Here is a 17,885-nt window from a genome sequence, read left to right as displayed (position 1 = left end):
CTCCGTAGTACTGGTTGCTGTAGATGTCTGTGGTCGAGTCTAGTGCCGTGTCTCGGGGCTCGGGGCCGGTGCTGCCCCGGGCGGGCCCAGAAAACGGCGCAATTGCTGCTCCAGGACACTCCGGTCACGGAGTTCGCACTCCCAGACCACCAGGGCCTCCCAGCCGGCCGCTGCCAGCCGGTCCCGTGCTGCGGCGTCGCGCTCCACGGTCCGGTTCCGCTTGGCCGCCCAGAACTCGCTGTTGGTTTGCGGAGCGTGCCGGCCGGCCGGGCAGGAGTGGAAATGCCAGAAGCAGCCGTTGACGAACAGGACTTTGCGGCGCCCGGCGAACACCAGGTCCGGCTTGCCGGGAAGGCGTGTTTGGCCGAAGCTGCCGTGCAGCCGGAACCGGTAGCCGGCGGCGTGCAGGAGGCTGCGCACCAGCAGCTCGGGCTTGGTGTTTTTGCTGCGGATGCGCGACATATTGCGGCTGCGCTGTTCGGGGCTGACGGTATCGGCCATGGTTCCAGTGTAGGAACCGGTTTCAGTTTGGTTTCAGGCTACGCGGATTTAGGGGAGGGGGAGTTGCAAAGCCCTAAGGTGGCTTACTATTAGAGGCACTGATAGACCCCTTACAAGGAGGTAAGTGATGTCGGGCTACTTTAAGCTGGTGGACGCCCACGAAGGCAGCTACCGGATCAAGCTCATTTCCGGCGACGGAACGTTGATGGCTGTGTCCACCACCTTTGACACAAAGCAGGACGCAGCGGCAGGAATTGCGCAGCTGCGGGAAATTGCCGGAACGGGCCCCGTGGTGGACCAGAGCCATGATGCAGATGTGCTGGACGCTGCGAAGAACTCAGGACGCAAGGCAGCGGCGAGTTAAGTTAACGAAGACACGGAACAGGCCCCTGCGCCTCCCCAAAAGGAGGTGCAGGGGCCTGTTCCGTGTCTAGGGTGTCCCGCTCAGCTCTGCCCTTCGTCGCCTTCGGCGGCTTCCTGGGAATGTTCGCGCTGTTCGTTCTGCTTCGTGCTGCTATCGCCCTCGGAGGCCTCCTGGCCGTGGGTCCGGTTGGAGTCCTTCTCCTCATTGGCGCCCTGTTCGCTCATGCGATTCTCCACTTCTTTCCTGGCCGGCACCGGCAGTCGCCGGTTCTCCTAGGAGCGGCCCTACCCTCCAGTCTAAGAACCGCGGTACGGATGCAACAGGTTGGGCTCATCCGGTGCGCCCCATGAGGGCGCCGGACACCGTGCCAAGCAATGCTGGCCTGTACCGGGTGCTGCCGGTAGCGTGAGCCGGATGCAGCCAAAAGACGCAGACGTCATTGTTGTTGGTGCCGGACTTGCCGGCCTGGTAGCCACCGCTGAACTGGTGGATGCCGGGCGCACGGTGATCCTGGTGGAACAGGAAGGCCAACAGAGCATAGGCGGACAGGCCTGGTGGTCCTTCGGCGGCCTGTTCCTGGTGAACTCGCCCGAGCAGCGCCGGCTCCGTGTACGGGATTCCGTGGAACTGGCCTGGCAGGACTGGCAGGGCACCGCCGGCTTTGACCGCGAGGAAGACTTCTGGCCGCGTAAGTGGGCCGAGGCCTATGTGCATTTCGCGGCAGGGGAGAAACGGGCCTGGCTGCAGCAGATGGGGCACCGGCTCTTTCCCGTGGTCGGTTGGGCCGAGCGCGGCGGGTACGGTGCCAGCGGGCCGGGCAACTCGGTGCCGCGCTTCCACATCACCTGGGGGACCGGGCCGGGAATCACCGCGCCGTTCGAGGCCAAGGTGCGCGACGGCGTCGAACGCGGCCTGGTGCGCCTGGCGTTCCGGCACCGGCTCGATGACCTTGTCCTCACCGGCGGCGCCGTGACCGGTGTGCGCGGCACAGTGTTGGAACCAACGACGGCGGAGCGGGGCACTGCGTCCTCCCGGGCAGCCGTTGGGGATTTTGAGTTCAGCGCATCCGCAGTGGTGCTTACTACCGGCGGGATCGGCGGGGACCACGACGCCGTCCGGGCAGCATGGCCGGACCGGATGGGACCGGCACCGAAGAACATGCTCAGCGGCGTGCCCGAACATGTGGACGGGCGCGGGATCGGCATTGCGCAGGCGGCCGGCGGGCGGGTGATCAACCCGGACCGGATGTGGCATTACGTGGAAGGCATCCGCAACTGGAATCCGGTGTGGAAAAACCATGGCATCCGGATCCTTCCCGGCCCCTCGTCACTGTGGCTGGATGCGGCCGGGGACCGGCTGCCCGTGCCGCTTTTCCCGGGGTTTGACACCTTGGGGACATTGGAACACCTGCGCCGCACGGGCTCCGACTACAGCTGGTTCATCCTTAACAAGGCCATCATCCGCAAGGAATTCGCCCTCTCCGGTTCCGAACAGAACCCGGATCTGACGGGAAAGTCCATTCGGGATGTGCTGAAGCGGGCCACAGCCGGAGTGCCGGCCCCGGTCCAGGCCTTCCTTGACTATGGGGAGGACTTCATTACCGCCAATTCCGTGGAGGAGCTGGTGGCGGGAATGAATATGCTGGCCAAGGATTCCTCCGCACAGGGCGAGGCGCCCCAACTTTCCGCGGACGCGGTCCGGCGTGAAATCGAGGCCCGTGACCGGGAGATCCGGAATCCCTTCAGCAAGGATTCGCAGGTGACGGCCATTGGCGGTGCCCGCACCTATCTGGGTGACCGGCTGATCCGCACGGCCGCCCCACACCGGATCCTGGACCCCAAGGCCGGGCCCCTGATTGCCGTACGGCTGTCGGTGCTGACCCGCAAGACCCTTGGCGGGCTGCAAACCGATCTGGAGTCGCGGGTGCTGGGCCAGGACGGCGCGCCGGTTCCGGGGTTGTTCGCAGCTGGGGAGGCCGCGGGCTTCGGCGGCGGCGGAATGCACGGGTACCGGTCCCTGGAGGGGACGTTCCTGGGCGGCTGCCTCTTTAGCGGCAGAGCTGCCGGGCGGGCTGCCGCCGGGTAGCTGCCGGGCCTCCGTCGGCATCGGTACCGGACTGCCAAGGCGCCACCCGGAGGAATAAGTGGTGTCGGACCGGGGTTGACCACTACATGCAAACGCATGTGGAGGAGGACCGGATGGTTGATCTTGTTGTGGTTTCGGGTGGCTTGGGCGTTCCGTCCTCGTCACGGATGCTTGCCGATTCCCTGGCTCAGGCGGCACGGGAGGAGATTGAAGCACGGGGCCGTCAGGTGACGGTCTCCACATTCGAACTCCGCGAATACGCCGTTGATATAGCCAACACCATGGTCACCGGTTATGCGCCGCCAAAATTGGAAGCCCTGATCAGCAAGCTGGTGGCCGCAGACGCGGTCGTGGCAGTGACGCCGGTCTTTACGGCGTCCATGAGCGGGCTCTTCAAGTCCTTCTTCGACGTCATCGACAACAAATCCCTGGACGGCAAACCGGTCCTCATTGCGGCCACCGGCGGCAGCGCCCGGCATTCCATGGTGCTGGATTACTCCATGCGGCCGATGTTCAGCTACCTGCGGGCACGGGTTGTCCCCACGGGTGTGTATGCCGCCCCCGGGGACTGGGGTGCAGGCGAAGCAGGTGCCGGGCCCCTGGATGACCGGGTGCACCGTGCCGCAGGGGAACTTGCCGCGCTGATGGGGAACGTCCCCGGAGGTACGGCCCAGCAGTCCGGGAACTCACAGCCTTCCCCGGTCTCCCAGCCGGCTCCCTCCCCGCGCGAAACCGCCCAGCAGTTGCCGGCGTCGCTGCCGTTCGAAGAGATGCTCGCGCAGATCCAGCGCAAGTAAACCGTTCGGGACCACAAACCGATCCGGCACCTGCCGGGGCGGTAGGTGCCGCGCCTATACTTCTGGGACTGTCAGCTCACGCGGAACGGGGTCCGTTCATGGAACCGAGCGTTGTTATCCTTCCGGAACCTAGGGACTACCTGGTCAATGCCGTGCAGGCCGGCGGCGGAGTGGTTGCACCGCTCTCGGAGGCAACCAGGGGGCTGGTCCTGACCGAAGGGCTGTCCCAGGATGCCCTGGAAACGGTCTTGGCCGAGCATCCCGGCATAGCGTGGATACAGCTTCCCCTGGCCGGGGTGGACCAGTACGAGGACCTGATGCAGCGCAACCCCGACCGCCAGTGGACCAGCGGCAAGGGTGCGTTCGGCCAGCCGGTGGGGGAGTTCGCCCTGGCGCTGGTCCTGGCCCTGCTGCGATCTGTGGATACCTTTGCCCGGGCGCAGAGCTGGGGCAAGCCGCAGGGCACCTCGCTGCACGGAAAACGCGTGGTGATTGTGGGGGCCGGAGGTGTGGGCAGGGAAATCCTTCGGCTGGTGTCGGCGTTCACCGAACACATCACCATCGTCCGCGCGCACCGCCAGCCGGTACCGGGGGCGGAGAAAACCGTCACCGACGAGGGTTTGGACGACGCCCTGCGGGAAGCCGATGTCCTGGTGCTCGCAGCACCCATGACGGCAGGAACCGAGCATCTGCTGGACGCCCGGCGGTTGGCCCTGCTGCGGCCCGACGCGTTCCTGGTGAACATCGCCCGCGGCCCGCTGGTGGAAACCGCGGCACTGGTTACCGCCCTGGCGGAAGGGAAACTTGCCGGGGCGGCACTGGATGTCACTGATCCGCAGCCGCTGCCGGACGGGCATCCCCTCTGGTCCGAACCCCGGGCTTTGATCACGCCGCATACCGGGGAAACACAGGACATGATCCGTCCGCTGTTCACTGCCCGGGTGGAGCGCAACGTACGGAACTTGGCGGCGGGGTTTGTCTTGGAGGGACTGGTGGACGTCCGCGCCGGTTACTAGGAACGCACGTTGCTAGGAGCGAATGTCCGCCGGACTCAGGTATCCACCCTCGGCCCGGAGGCGACGTCGCCGTCCCAGCCCAGGTTCCGGGCCATCCGTTGCAGCACTGCCAGCAGGGCGGTGTATTCCTCGGCGGCGATATCCTCCGTCATCAGCTGCCGGATCCGGTCCACGGCGCCACGCAGGTTCTCCAAGCTGCGGCTGCCCAGATCGGTGAGCTGGTACTGGCCGTCCTCAAGTGCCACCCAGCCGGACTCGCGCAGTTCTTCAATGAGTTCTTCGGAAGTGCCGGCCTCCACAGCAGGGAAAAACGGCCGCAAACCGTCCGACAGCTGTTTCTGGGTGGCCGGGCCATCCACCAGCAGGTTCATCATCTGCCACTGCCGGCGGGTGACGCCGTGCTCTTCGAAGCTGGCACCGAACTGGTCATCAACCAGCTGGTCGACAAGCTTGAGCCAGAATCCGATGGGACGCTCCTGAGTGGCCATCACTCCACTGTACAAATCAATGCCCGTCCCGGGAAGGACATGGGGCGGCCGGGGACCGCAGCACCTATTGCAGCAGAGCCCGGATGTCCTCGGCTGTGAGCGCTGAACTGAAAACGGCGTCGTCGTCCATCACCGAGGTGAACAGCTTCGCCTTCTGCTCCTTCAGCGCCATCACCTTCTCCTCGATGGTGTCCCGGGCGACCATCCGGTAGACCATGACATTGTTTTTCTGCCCGATCCGGTGGGTGCGGTCCACGGCCTGGGACTCGGCTGCAGGATTCCACCAGGGATCGAGCAGGAAAACGTAGTCCGCCTCGGTCAGGTTCAGGCCGAACCCGCCGGCCTTGAGGCTGATCAGGAACACAGGTGCCTCGCCCTCCTTGAAGGAGGCAATCAAGTCGGCACGGTTGCGGGTGGAGCCGTCCAGATAGGCGTATTTAATGCCTGCCTCATCCAGCCGTTCCGCTGCCTTCTTCAGGAAGGAGGTGAACTGGCTGAAGATCAGCGCACGGTGGCCTTCAGCGGTAATGTCGTTGAGCTGCTCGAACAGCACATCCAGTTTGGCTGACGGGATGCCTTCGTATTCCTCCTCCACCAGGGAGGCATCCAGGCTGAGCATGCGCAGCAGGGTCAGGGACCGGAAAACAATCATCCGGTTCCGGTCCATGTCCTGGATCAGGCCCATGAGTTTCTGGCGTTCGCGCTGCAGATGCGTCTCGTAGATCTTCCGGTGTTTGGGGTGCAGCTCCACTTCAAGGACCTGTTCCTGCTTCTCTGGCAGGTCCTTGGCGACTGCTTCCTTGGTACGGCGCATCAGCAGCGGCCGGATCCGGCTGCGCAGCCGGGCCAGCAGGTCGGGGCTGTCACCGCGCTCGATGGGCCGCTGGTATTCGTCCGCGAACTTGCGCGCAGACGGGAACAGGCCCGGGGCCACAATGGCGAACAGTCCCCACAGTTCCATCAGGTTGTTTTCCATGGGCGTGCCGGTGATGGCCAGCTTGAACGGCGCCGCCAGGTCCCGGGCACACTGGTGCACGCGGGTTGCGCGGTTCTTCACGAACTGCGCCTCATCCAGGATCAGCCCGTCCCATTCGGTCTTCCGATAGGCGGCGAAGTCCAGCCGGAACACGGCATAGGAGGTGATGACGACGTCGGCGCCTGCCACCACCTCGGCCAGCGGCACCTTGGACTTGGCAGTGGTGTCGCCCACGGTGACTACCTTCAGGCCCGGCGTGAACCGCGCCGCTTCGGATGCCCAGTTGGGCACCACCGAGGTGGGGGCAACCACCAGGAACGGACGGACCGGCTGCCGGTCCTGCTGCTCCCGGGATTGCTTTTCGCGGGCGTGGGCCAGCAGGGCCAGGGTCTGCAGGGTCTTGCCCAGGCCCATGTCGTCGGCGAGGATGCCGCCCAGGCCGTGGTCCCAGAGGAACGCGAGCCAGTTGAAGCCTTCATGCTGGTACGGGCGCAGGTCCGCCTGCAGACCCGCCGGCAGCGGCACCGGGTCCACGCTCTTCAGGTCCAGCAGGGCGGACACCGATTCCCGCCAAGCTGCGGCTTCCTCGGTTTCTTCCGCGAGCTCTTCCAGCTCCGCCCACAGCCCGGCCTGGTAGCGGCTGATCCCCAGTTCCCCGGTGTCCCATTCCTGCAGTCCCTGCGCCTCGTTGATCAGGGCATGCAGGTGCTCGAACTCTGGGCGGTCCAGGGACAGGTAGGTGCGGTCCACCAGCAGGAGCTTGGTTTTGCCCTGCGCGATGGCCTTGAAGATATCCGCGAACGGCACCAGCCGGCCTTCCACGGTGACCATCACGGACAGGTCGAACCAGTCCCGGCGTTCAGTTTCCACGGTGGTGATTTTCAGCTTGGGTGCTTCGAGCAGTTCCCGGTAGTCCGGGCGTTCGCCGAAGATGTCCACCCGCAGGCCCTCGATCTTTTCCAGGTCGGGAAGGACATGCTCGGTGAATTCCGCGGCTTCGATGCCGCGCAGGGTGCGGTTCCGCGGCACTGCGGACATGGTGCTGCCGGCTTCTGCCAGCAGCACGCCCTCGGCGGGGATATCGCGGTAGGTGGTGTCGGCGTCGTCCGCCGTTGCGGCTTTGCCGGTGAGCGGCAGCCGGGTCACGGTGCTGCCGTGCCGGTATTCCCACTCCCAGCCCAGCACCAGTTCATCGTCGGCGCCGAATGACGCCGACAGGACCAGCACCGGCGGAGATATTTCGGGAAACTCGACGGATTCATCGCTGCTGGTGACGGGCAGGACCTGCCGCAGCCGCGGATAGAACTTCTCCAGGAATACCGGGGCGTCGGCTTTGGGAACCGTGACGGGAGCTCCCTGCAGGAGCAGGCCCTTGTCCTGTTCGGTCAGGGTTTTGGCGGTGGGCGCCAGCGTGACGGTGTTCTGCGCGGACCGGACGTAGATGCCGTGGCTGCCGATAATGCCGGCGGCTTCCAGGGGAACCGGAGTGCCGTCGATTTCCAGGGTGGGCAGCAGCCGCAGCGGAGCCGGTGTATCGCCGCCGGCCGCACGGACGTCCAGGGACAGTACGGCCAGTTTGCCCACCCGGATGTCCATGTCTTTCTTGCTGCCCACAAACGGGATCCCCAGCCGTGAAGCTTCCTCCAGAAGCTGCCAGAGCAGGGGATTGGCGAAGTCGTCCAGGTACAGCCAGGAGTCGTTCTGCCCGAAGTAGCTCACGCCGTTGGAGCGGTGCAGGGCCGGGAACTGGGAGAACCAGCGGTGCTGGTCCGGGTCCAGCCGCAGGCCGTAAGTCTGATAGCTGATGTTGCTCCAGGCCAGATTGTTCTTGACCCAGTTGCCCTTGGTATTGCGCACCACCGGCCGGACCCCCAGGCGGAAGGGAGTGGCCCGGTGCCGGCTGCGCGGCGCCGGCGCACCCCAGCGCGAATCAGCAGCCGCCACTACGTTGCGCAGTTCAAATTGCAGTGCCAGCGGAGTGGTTTCGGCGGGCCGTGCTGCTCCGGCCAGGTCCGCGTCAATGAGGGTCTGCAGCGACTGCTGCCAGGCCGGGACGGACGGGGTCGGAGCCGGGGAGGATAGTTCCTGCCGGGCCAGCAAGTGGTCCATATTGCTTTGCAGGGCTGCTGCCGCCACATGCTTGCAGTCAAAGCCCAGCGGGCAGCTGCAGTGGTTGTCCAGCAGCCGGTAATCCCCTTGGCGCTTGGCGCCGAGCTGCAGCAGGGTCCGGTAGGGAACCGCTGCGGTGCCGCGTACCTGCGCGCGCAGCACTTCGCCCTGGGCATCCCATTCAAGGGCCTGCACGGCGCCGCTCCTGGCGTAGGTCTGGCCGCGCTGGAACGCCGAGCCGCCAACCACGCGGATGACGTCGGTGACGTCGACGAGCGGGAGGGTTTCGGGCATGGTTTTATCGTCTCACGCAGCACCGACGGTTTGCGCGGCCGGCCCCGCAGGCCGGTTTGGAGCCTTCCGGGGTGTCGTGCCTACGATATTGGTAACGCGGGTCACAATGGCGTGATCTGCGTGCAAAACATCTGACGGGGGACAGTGTTGTGGCTGGACTAATCAAGAACCTTCGCTTTGCCTTCCTTGCGGCCGCCGTCGTGGTAGCGGCCAGCGCCTGCTCGGCAGATGTAGCGGAGGACCCGGCAAGCCAGGCTCCGGCGGCAACACCCTCGTCCACGCCACAACCCGCCACCGGCCCGGTAAAAGCGGAATTCGGCGGCGTGGACGCTGCCGTCGGCGGGGACCTCGGAACCATGGCAGGCGCCGGAAACACCCAGCAGTGTGCCGTGGCCGTCAATCTCCGGGTGCTTTGCTACAGCTACGGCCTGGACGGCAGTGGGGCTGATTCCCTCCTCTTTGGGGGAATCCACGGGTTTGAGCAGTACCGGGACCCCCAGGCCTTGGATAAGAACCCGCCTGCCCCGCTCCAGGGACTGCCGGCCGAGGCCCGGATCGCGACTGTGGAACCAACCGACCGGGGCTTTGTGCTCGCCTATGGGGACGGGGTTCACCATGCCCTGCTCCACACGGATTTCAATGGAGCCACCCTGTGGACCCTCGAAACCGGACGGGTGCTGGACCTGACGGTCACGGACACGGCCGTCCTGGTGTCCACTGAAGCAGGTATGCAGGCTGTTGACCTGGGCACCGGAACAGCTTCTCCGGCCAGCGGATCCGTACTGCTGGGGTACAGCTACTCCCTCTCCGAATATGCCACCTACCAGCCCGCTGCCCACGGGCTCTCTGCCGCGGACGGTGGAGCCCTGGTGGATCCCCGCCCCATGTACCAAAAAGTGCTCAACGACTGCCTGAGCGCCGACTGCCGTGAACCGGCGATCCTCCTGGCCGACGCCGGCCACGTCCTGCTTCGCGTTACCGCCGCCGACGGCAGCGGAGAAGTGCAGGCGTATGACGCCGAAGGCCGGCTGAGCTGGGTACTGCCGGGACTGCCCTCCACCGCTGCAGGTTTCCAAGGTGCGTATGTTTTCGGATTTGATGACCCTGCGGTGGGGTTGCTGGCAGTCAACGCCCAAACGGGTACCGAGATCGGCAAGGAAGCGTTGGGCGGTCACGGCGCGCAGGTGCTCGGTGTTGTCGAGGCGGGGGTCTTGGTGCGTTTTGGCATCGATCCCGTGGGGAGCTATGACGCCCGTACTGCCGTGATTCCCTTGACGGTCACCGAGGGCCCGCTGCCGGCAGTGACCGCACCGTCGCCGTCGGCCCCCGGCGGGGAGGCGGGGCTCCCTGCCGGCTGGACGCAGTACGACGCCGAGGGGGATCCGTTCTCACTGGATCTGCCCCAGGGGTGGAGCATTGCGTACGCGCCGGGCCCCGGCGATCCGGGGCCCATGCGCAGCACATATGTTGTGAAGGACGCGGAAGGGGACGAGTCTGCGAGCATCATCACGGGGATGTCCGGATTGGGCGGGGCCTGCCCGTACTTTGTCAGCGGACCGGTTCCCGAGGTCACCACTGCTTTGCCGCACCTGAACAAGGTCGCCAAGCGGGTTGGGACTGCACCGGCGTACCTGGAAACGCAACGGCAGGACAACGGCGCATTGAGCCTTGCCGTGACGGACCGGCTGCCGCATCCGAACATTTGTCCCTTGTACACGGCCGCCGAGATCGGCGGTCTGGGGGCGGTAGGGTTCACCGGCACCGTGGATCCGGAGGAAGTGGGCACAGCGAAGGAAATGCAGCTGCGCAATGTGATGCTCTCGCTGCGCCGCAGCGAGGGCTGACGGAGGGGCCGGAAGGGCAGCGTTACCGGGCTGCACGGGCGCCCTGAACAAAGGCGTAAACATTGGCCGTGAACTCCGCCGGCGCCGCCAGCCGGACCTGGCCTTCGTAGGCTCCGGCCTCCGGCGGGGCAGCCTGCCCGACGACGGCGGGCAAGCTCTGGACCGTCACCCAGGCGGCAACGAGCAAGACCAGCACGGCGAAGATCCTGCTCACCAACCGGTCATCCAGCCGGCGGGACAGCCGTGCTGCTGCCAGTGAGGCTGCCACCGCCACTGCCGCGAAGGCCAAGGTCAGCGTCCAGTCCATGCCCAGGCCGGCCAGATGCGCGGAAAACCCCGAGGCGGAATTAATGGTGATTACCGCCAGCGACGTTCCCACGGCCTGCTGCAGCGGAACCCCCAAGAACATGGGCAGCGCCGGAATGAGCAGGAACCCGCCGCCTACCCCGAGCAGGCCGGTGAGGAAGCCGACGGCCAGGCCCACTGCCACTCCGCGGAGCAGCGGACCCCGGACCGGCACGGCGGCTGGCCGGGCACCGGGAATCCTCCGCCCGGCCAGCAGCATCCTGATCCCCGCCACCACCATGAGGGCCGCAAACAGCAGCATCAGCGCATCGGGGTCCAGCCGTTCGCTCAACCCAGCACCGGCCCAGGACGCCGGAAAACCTGCAATGCCGAGTACGGCCACCAGGGTCCAGTTGATCCCGGTGTGCAGACGCGGCAGCAGCCCGGCCAGCGAGGACAGGCCCACCACAATCAGGGAGGTGGGCACGGCGTCGTCGGGCGGCAGGCCCACCAGATAGACCAGTGCCGGAACAGCGATGATGGCCCCGCCGGCACCGACCAGGCCCACCACGGTTCCCACCACGACGGCGACCGCCGCTCCCAGCACGAACATGGAGTCCACGCTCCCACGCGCGGCCCGGCAGGCACAGTAACCGCCGTCGTCGGGCCGGACGCCGTGCGATCTTATGGAGGATAGATGTGATTTAGCCGGCGGTTCGGTGTTCCCCGGGCACGGCTAAACCCCTTCCACCGCACGGAGCCGCCCGGATTGCACGGCGGAGGCGAAGGCGGAGTAGTCCTGTTCGTTTTGGGCGGCGTACCGTGCGCAGAAATCGGTGACGGCGTCGTCGAACTTTTCGCTTTTGCCCAGGTAGGCGGCAATCGCGATGGGATCCCCGGACCTGGCATGCGCCCGGGCCAGGGTCCAGCCGCAGGTGCGGGCGTAAAGCTCCATGCCGAAAGGCTTCATCGCCTCGACAACTATCGAACCCTTCATATCCCGCAGTTGGCGCCAGTAGAGGTAGCGGTTGTCCTGCACGCCCCGGGTCCAGCCCAGGAAAATATCGCTGGCTGCCTGCATCATGCGCTGGCCCTGCACCACCCGGGCACCGGGCTGCCGGTACTTGCTTTTGGGCAGATGGTCTTCCAGGACGGACCGGGTGGCTTCCTTGACCTGGAGAAACAGTGGATCACCCGAATCGCGGCCCTGCAGCAGGACGATGAAGCCCCGCGTGCCCACGCTGCCCACCCCCACTGCCTTGCGGGCGACGTCGACCACCTCGAAGCGCTCGAGGAGCCGGCGCCGATCCTCCTGCAAACTCGCCCGGTAGGACCGCAGCTGGTCCCGGATGGCGGTTTCCATTTCCTCCGCAGTCAAACCCCAGGAAACTTGGAGCTCCCGAAGGGGAACGATAACCGGCGGCTGGCTGAGAATCCGGTACGTCCCGTCCACCTCTTCAGCCAGCTTCGACTGTGCCTGCAGGCTGTCCCGGGACCGTGCCTTCCGGATGGTCTCTTCCGCCGTCTTTCGGGCGTGTTTGGCGGCCTTCTTATCCGCCTTGCCCTTGCCGGCACCCGCCGCCTGCCGGATCGTTTCCAAAATGTCCTTTTCAGCAAGGTGCGCGTACCAGATATCCATCGTGTCCATTTGGGCGAAGTCCCGCATTGCTTCCCGGTAGGACCGGACCGCTGCACGGGTCACCGTGCGGGTGTCTTCTGCGGAGAACCCGTTGTTTTGGGCTGCGATGGTGAAACTCGCGGCCATCCGCAGGACGTCATACTCGAACGGCCCCGGAAGTGTCTCGTCGAAGTCGTTCAGGTCGAACACCAACGCCCGCTCGGGGGAGGCGAAGACTCCGAAGTTGGACAGGTGCGCGTCCCCGCACAACTGGACTGTCAGGCCCGCGCGCGGCATGTCCTTGAGATCGGTGGCCATGACCTTGGCCGCGCCGCGGTAGAAGGTGAACGGCGAGGCGAGCATCCGGCCGTGCCGCACCGGCACCAGATCGGGGTCACGGGTGCGGTTTTGTGCTTCGATGAGCGCCACGGGGTCCGGGCGGCCGGAAGCGGGACCCCACCCCTGATGCGTTGAGACGGGGACCGTCCTTCGGTGGTCCTTGCCTGCTGCCGCACGTTCCGCGACGGTTGGACGCTGGGTTTGGGTGCTTTCCATGGTCGGCGACCTCTCTGCAGCGGTTCGCTGCGCCCATCGGTCAGGTCCTGCGGGGTCAGGTTACCCGTCCGCTGTCTTCCCCGACCAGCACCGGTGCGCCGCAACCTCTGCTGCCCGGGATAGTATCGCCGCGTGAACAACATCAGTGATCTGCAGAATTGGTCCGCCGCACTGCTCGCGGGCGAACGGGTCCGCTTCCGCGAGCTGCGCGAGCCGGACCTGCCGCATCTGGCCGAGTGGTGGAATGACCCCTCCCAGTCCGTCCTGCAGCAGAACCGGGTGGCCGCACGGCCGGAGGAGTCGGCGGCGGCCATGTTCCGGACCTGGAGCAAAAACGATTCACCCTCGGGGTTCGGCTACAGCATCGTGAACCCCGCCGAACGGCTGGTGGGGCACATCAGCGTCTGGGGCATCTCCGTTCCCGAGCGGATTGCCACCATGGCGATCATCATCGGTCCGGAATTCCAGAACCAGGGGATGGGCCGGGAAGCGATGCAGCTGGGCCTGCGGATTGTGTTCGAGGAAATGGGAGCGCATAAGGCGGAACTGCAGACCTGGTCCTATAACGAGCGGGCGCTGCACCTCTACACATCACTGGGGTTTATCGAAGAGGGCCGCCGCCGTGCTGCCGTGTTCCACCGCGGAGCGTTCCACGACCAGGTGCTGCTGGGCATGCTGGAGCAGGAATACCGGGCATCCGCCGCCGGGTAGCGGCTAGCGGAGGAGAGCGGGCGACGGCGCAGGGATGCTGGCCAGCCAGTCGTCCACGAGCGCCGCAACCACTGCGGGACGCTCCATGTACACGTGATGCCCCGCGGCGTCGAGCACTGCGAACGTGCCGCGCACATAGTGGTCCCGCAGCGCCAGACCGTCCTCATACCCGGTCACGTGGTCCTGCCGCCCGAAGATATGCAGCGACGGCGCCTCGAACGGTTCCGGATACGCAGCCTCCGGTTCCCGGCGCAGCGCGTAGTCCGCGGCAATCCGCTCCGTCATCTGCTGATTCGTCCCGCGAAGGCCGGGAAGGACAAACTCGTTGAAGGCGGCAAGGGTGCCCGGAGTCTGGATCACCGCTACGTCCCGGAAATCGTCGTCGACTGCATGCTCTGGAACATCTGCACGGATAACGGCGCGTGCCGGGAGCACCCGCTTGCTGTGGTCGGCCGTGAACACCGCCCCCAGAGTGGCCAGCCCGAGCACCTGGCTGCGCATCGTGTGCGCCGCATGGCGGGCGATCATGCCGCCGAATGAATGCCCGATGATCGCGAACGGCTCCTCTCCCAGGCGGTGCCGAAGTTCATTTACGACGCCGTCGGCCACGTCCTGGGCACTGGCGGCAGATCCCGGAACCGCCTGTTCGGTCCACGGCAGGTCTAGGTAGATACGCCGCCACGAGCTGCCGGCCAGCGAGGCTTCGAGGGGCAGCATGCTGCGGTGGTCCAGCTCGAACCCGTGCACCAGTACCAGCGGCCTGCCCTGTCCAACCTCATGTGCTATCACCGGATCATCCTAGGGCAGTGGCGGAAAATCCCGCGGTTCGTCCGTCCATACACTGCCCGCTTCCTCCATGGTGCGGCGCATAATCTGGTCCATGGCAGCGCGGGCGGTCTCCGGATCGCCGCCGGAAATCGCCCTCCATAACCTGCCGGTAGCCACCCGTTTGTTCCCACTCAGCGGGCGGCGTAAACCATTGAGTATTTACGGCCGCAGCCATAGCGTGACCGGAACAAACCCAGCTCGAAAAAGGAGCCGTTCCAATGTCCACTGACAATTCTGAGCTGTACGGCGTTTTCGCCGCCACCGGCAAGCAGGGGTCCGCCACTGCGCAGGCCCTGTTGGAGCAGGGTGTCCGGGTGCGGGCCCTGGTGCGGCGGCCGGAGTCTGAACAGGCCGGGGACCTGGCGGCCCGCGGCGCCGAAGTGGTCCTCGCGGACCTCGACCGGCCGGAGACACTCGGCCCGGCGATGGACGGGCTGGACGCGCTCTGGTTCATGACCACCATGAATACCCCGGACGGTCCGGCCGGGGAAGCGCCCATGGCCAAGGCGCTCGGCGACGCCGCTGTGGAGGCCGGCGTCGGGCGCCTGGTCTTCAGTTCAGTAGACGGTGCCGAGCGGAACAGCGGTGTCCCGCATTTCGACAGCAAATACGACGCCGAGCAGTACCTGCAAGGGCTGCCGATTGGCCTCACTGTGGTCCGGCCGGTCTTTTTTATGGAGAACCTGCCCTACCTCGCTGCCGTCGAGGACGCCGAAACCGTCCTGCGGATGCCGTTGCCGGACGGGATCCCGCTGCAGATGGTGGCGGTACGCGACGTCGGCCGGGTTGCGGCGGCGGCACTGCTGGATCCGGCGGACATTCCCGGCGGTGCGGTGGGGGTTGCCGGGGATGAACTGACCGGCACCGAAATCGCCAGCGTCTTGGGTGCCGCTGCCGGAATGCCTGGCCGTTATGAGGCCCTGCCATTGGAAACCCTGGCGGGACAAGCAGACTCGCAGGCAATGTTCCGCTGGTTCGGGCAGTTGCCGGCCTACCAGGGGGACTTCGAAGCCACCAACACCCTTGCCCGCGGTGCCCTGGACCTGGACAGCTGGCTGGTGTCCAACGCGGTGCGTCCCTAGCGGGCCGGGTCAGGCTCCGGCTGCGGCGTTGCCCTGCGGCCGGACCACCGGGAAGCTGCCGTGCGGCTCCTCGTCCTCCTCGAAGTGGCTGGAGGCGCGACCCACTATGAGCGCATCCGGAGCATGCGCCACGGTCTTGTCCTTGTTCGGATAATCCACCGTGTTCAGCACATGGCGCATGGCCTCCAGCCGGGCACGCTTTTTGTCATTCGACTTGATCACCGTCCACGGGGCGTCTCCGGTGTCGGTGTAAAAGAACATGGCTTCCTTGGCCTGCGTGTAGGCGTCCCACTTGTCCAGGCTCGCCAGGTCGGTGGGGGAGAGCTTCCACTGTTTCACGGGGTCGGTTTCCCGGGCAGCGAACCGGGCAACCTGCTCGGCCCGGCCCACCGAAAACCACAGTTTGTGCAGCAGTGTGCCGGAATTGACCAGCATGCGTTCCAGTTCGGGGACTTCGCGCATGAACTCCAGATACTGCGCCGGCGTGCAGTAACCCATCACGCGTTCCACCCCGGCGCGGTTGTACCAGGAGCGGTCCATCATCACTATCTCCCCGCCGCTGGGCAGGGTGCGGACATACCGCTGGAAGTACCACTGAGTGACTTCTTCGGAAGTGGGCTTTTCCAGGGCCACCACGCGGGCGCCGCGGGGATTCATGTGTTCATTGAACCGTTTGATCGCGCCGCCCTTCCCGGCGGCGTCGCGCCCTTCAAAGATGAGGAGCATTTTCTGCCCGCTCTCTTTGACCCAAAGCTGCATTTTCAAAAGCTCTATCTGCAACAGCCGCTTCTGCCGGTCATAGGTCCGCCGGCTGAGCTTGGTGTCGTAGGGGTAGTTCTGCCGCCAGGCGTTCTCATCAACCTTGATCTTGACCTTCTTGGCCTTGCTGTTCAGCTCCTGGAGCTCGTCCAGTTCCTGGGCGTAGTCCTCCGTGACGGCCACCCGCTGGCCGTTGCCCTCGGCCGCGCCCAAGCTGCGGCCATCCCGTTCGGCCAGCTGCTCGGCCAGTTCCTTAACTTCTTTGGTGCCGTTCTTGTTGGTTGCCACGACATCTCCCATGACATGTGCCCTGTGGGTGACCTCTGCCCTACGGGTTCGGTCCTTCCGAAACTACGCGCACCCGCGGGCATATTGGAAGAGGGTTCCGGCACCCCGCAGCGCGGCTCCTGCGCAGTTCGGCGCGGCTCCGGCGCGGTTCGGCACGCGGCGCGCCTGAGCCGATGCCGGGAGGCCGGCGCCGATAATGGAGGGCGATGACTTCACTACGCACCAAAGTCCTGTCCCTTCTTGCCCTGCCCGCGGTCCTGCTCGGCGCCGCCGGCTGCACCCCAGCCGCGGATGCCGGTCCAGGTGCCTCGCCGTCGGCAGCAACTGCCACGGCCACTGACACCGCTTCCGGCGTCCCGGCCCCTGCGGAGCCCGCCGCGCCGCCCGCCGCATCCGATTCCGTGGTTGCCGCCGGAACAGCGCTGGAACAGCTGACATCAATTCCGATCAAGGGCCGCGCCCCGAAGACCGGGTATGACCGCGAGCAGTTCGGCCCGGCCTGGGCAGACGTGGACCACAACGGCTGCGATACCCGCAACGACATCCTTGCCCGCGACCTGGTGGACGTGGTTTACAAGGACGGTACGCAGGAATGCGTGGTCGCGTCGGGCACGTTCCAGGATCCGTACACCGGCACCACCATCAGCTTTGTCCGCGGCAACACCACCAGCACCGCGGTGCAGATTGACCATGTGGTGGCGTTGTCCGATGCCTGGCAGAAGGGCGCCCAGCAGCTTTCCGCCGAGGAGCGCCGGATGCTGGCCAACGATCCGCTGAACCTGATGGCGGCAGACGGCCCGGCCAACGGCGCCAAGTCCGACGGCGACGCCGCCACCTGGCTGCCCGCCAACAACGCCTTCCGCTGCGAATACGTGGCCCGCCAGACTGCGGTCAAAGCCGAATACCGGCTGTGGATGACCCAGGCCGAGCACGATGCCATCGCCACCGTCCTGTCCAGCTGCCCGGAGGAGCCGGTGCCGGTGCGGGCCGGTACCGCTGCGGTGTCCACCGGAGCTGGGGCTGGTCCGGCCGCAGACGAGGCCGCCGCTCCCGCAGCGCCGGCACCAGTTGCGCCGGCGGCAGGGCCCGGCACCGGGTACGCCAACTGCGCGGCGGTCAAGGCGGCAGGGGCGGCACCCATCCGGGTGGGCGACGCCGGCTGGGACCCGAAGTTCGACCGCGACGGCGACGGCGTGGGCTGTGAGTCCTGACTCCGGGCGGCCCGCCTCCTGTACAGGCAATGCGGCCTGGCGGGCCTGTGAACCGCATCAGCTGTACAGAAGGT

16 protein-coding genes are annotated in these 17,885 nt (G+C 66.1%); 8 read left to right on the top strand and 8 right to left on the bottom strand.

Annotated elements, in window-relative coordinates; genetic code table 11:
- Positions 1–39 precede the first annotated feature (39 nt).
- Positions 40–501: a very short patch repair endonuclease gene (locus LOC57_RS12110; RefSeq protein ID WP_229960001.1), complete on the bottom strand. Its 462-nt coding sequence runs from the start codon at positions 499–501 to the stop codon at positions 40–42.
- A 127-nt stretch (positions 502–628) separates the two neighbouring features.
- Between LOC57_RS12110 and LOC57_RS12105 the strand changes: the two genes are divergently transcribed.
- On the top strand, positions 629–865 hold the full coding sequence (locus LOC57_RS12105; RefSeq protein WP_227913463.1) for a YegP family protein: 237 nt from the start codon (positions 629–631) through the stop codon (positions 863–865).
- Between the two features lie 80 nt (positions 866–945).
- Here the strand turns inward: LOC57_RS12105 and LOC57_RS12100 are convergent, their stop codons facing one another.
- Complete coding sequence (locus tag LOC57_RS12100; RefSeq protein ID WP_227913462.1) at positions 946–1,089, bottom strand: hypothetical protein; 144 nt, start codon at positions 1,087–1,089, stop codon at positions 946–948.
- Positions 1,090–1,279: 190 nt separating this feature from the next.
- Here LOC57_RS12100 and LOC57_RS12095 point away from each other — a divergent pair, with 190 nt between their 5' ends.
- From LOC57_RS12095 to LOC57_RS12085, 3 genes are all read left to right on the top strand, one after another.
- Complete coding sequence (locus tag LOC57_RS12095; protein ID WP_229959998.1) at positions 1,280–2,950, top strand: FAD-binding dehydrogenase; 1,671 nt, start codon at positions 1,280–1,282, stop codon at positions 2,948–2,950.
- Positions 2,951–3,063: 113 nt separating this feature from the next.
- A complete protein-coding gene (locus LOC57_RS12090) occupies positions 3,064–3,747 on the top strand; it encodes an FMN reductase (protein ID WP_229959996.1) in 684 nt (227 codons plus the stop codon).
- Between the two features lie 98 nt (positions 3,748–3,845).
- Positions 3,846–4,763 carry an NAD(P)-dependent oxidoreductase gene (locus tag LOC57_RS12085; RefSeq protein WP_229959994.1) on the top strand — a complete coding sequence of 306 codons (918 nt, stop codon included), beginning with the start codon at positions 3,846–3,848 and terminating at the stop codon, positions 4,761–4,763.
- Positions 4,764–4,798: 35 nt separating this feature from the next.
- Here the strand turns inward: LOC57_RS12085 and LOC57_RS12080 are convergent, their stop codons facing one another.
- Together LOC57_RS12080 and LOC57_RS12075 are read right to left on the bottom strand one after the other, a co-directional pair.
- Positions 4,799–5,251: a MarR family winged helix-turn-helix transcriptional regulator gene (locus tag LOC57_RS12080; protein WP_227913458.1), complete on the bottom strand. Its 453-nt coding sequence runs from the start codon at positions 5,249–5,251 to the stop codon at positions 4,799–4,801.
- Between the two features lie 64 nt (positions 5,252–5,315).
- Positions 5,316–8,630 carry a DEAD/DEAH box helicase gene (locus tag LOC57_RS12075; RefSeq protein ID WP_229959975.1) on the bottom strand — a complete coding sequence of 1,105 codons (3,315 nt, stop codon included), beginning with the start codon at positions 8,628–8,630 and terminating at the stop codon, positions 5,316–5,318.
- Positions 8,631–8,779: 149 nt separating this feature from the next.
- Here LOC57_RS12075 and LOC57_RS12070 point away from each other — a divergent pair, with 149 nt between their 5' ends.
- Positions 8,780–10,474, top strand: coding sequence for a hypothetical protein (locus tag LOC57_RS12070; RefSeq protein ID WP_229959973.1), 1,695 nt, complete (start codon positions 8,780–8,782; stop codon positions 10,472–10,474).
- A 22-nt stretch (positions 10,475–10,496) separates the two neighbouring features.
- Here the strand turns inward: LOC57_RS12070 and LOC57_RS12065 are convergent, their stop codons facing one another.
- Positions 10,497–11,372, bottom strand: coding sequence for a sulfite exporter TauE/SafE family protein (locus LOC57_RS12065; RefSeq protein WP_229960086.1), 876 nt, complete (start codon positions 11,370–11,372; stop codon positions 10,497–10,499).
- 123 nt (positions 11,373–11,495) lie between these two features.
- The gene (locus LOC57_RS12060) at positions 11,496–12,932 is read right to left on the bottom strand and encodes a DUF2252 domain-containing protein (RefSeq protein WP_229959971.1); all 1,437 of its coding nucleotides are present in this window, start codon (positions 12,930–12,932) and stop codon (positions 11,496–11,498) included.
- Positions 12,933–13,064: 132 nt separating this feature from the next.
- On the opposite strand from LOC57_RS12060, the gene LOC57_RS12055 reads away from it, so the two are divergent.
- The gene (locus tag LOC57_RS12055) at positions 13,065–13,643 is read left to right on the top strand and encodes a GNAT family N-acetyltransferase (RefSeq protein ID WP_229959969.1); all 579 of its coding nucleotides are present in this window, start codon (positions 13,065–13,067) and stop codon (positions 13,641–13,643) included.
- Positions 13,644–13,646: 3 nt separating this feature from the next.
- Here LOC57_RS12055 and LOC57_RS12050 read toward each other — a convergent pair whose 3' ends face one another.
- Positions 13,647–14,432, bottom strand: a complete 786-nt coding sequence (locus tag LOC57_RS12050; RefSeq protein WP_229959967.1) for an alpha/beta fold hydrolase — start codon at positions 14,430–14,432, stop codon at positions 13,647–13,649.
- A 257-nt stretch (positions 14,433–14,689) separates the two neighbouring features.
- Between LOC57_RS12050 and LOC57_RS12045 the strand changes: the two genes are divergently transcribed.
- Positions 14,690–15,553 (top strand): NmrA/HSCARG family protein, encoded by an 864-nt coding sequence (locus tag LOC57_RS12045; protein WP_227913452.1) that lies wholly within the window; start codon positions 14,690–14,692, stop codon positions 15,551–15,553.
- Between the two features lie 9 nt (positions 15,554–15,562).
- Here the strand turns inward: LOC57_RS12045 and ppk2 are convergent, their stop codons facing one another.
- On the bottom strand, positions 15,563–16,525 hold the full coding sequence (ppk2, locus tag LOC57_RS12040) for a polyphosphate kinase 2 (RefSeq protein ID WP_229960084.1): 963 nt from the start codon (positions 16,523–16,525) through the stop codon (positions 15,563–15,565).
- 281 nt (positions 16,526–16,806) lie between these two features.
- Between ppk2 and LOC57_RS12035 the strand changes: the two genes are divergently transcribed.
- Complete coding sequence (locus tag LOC57_RS12035) at positions 16,807–17,811, top strand: GmrSD restriction endonuclease domain-containing protein (RefSeq protein WP_229959965.1); 1,005 nt, start codon at positions 16,807–16,809, stop codon at positions 17,809–17,811.
- Positions 17,812–17,885: the final 74 nt, after the last annotated feature.

Origin of the sequence: Arthrobacter sp. zg-Y750, assembly GCF_020907365.1 — a bacterium.
Lineage (GTDB): Bacteria > Actinomycetota > Actinomycetes > Actinomycetales > Micrococcaceae > Arthrobacter_B.
The sequence above is the reverse complement of the archived record's forward strand: the minus strand, read 5'-3'. Positions and strand labels throughout refer to the sequence as shown.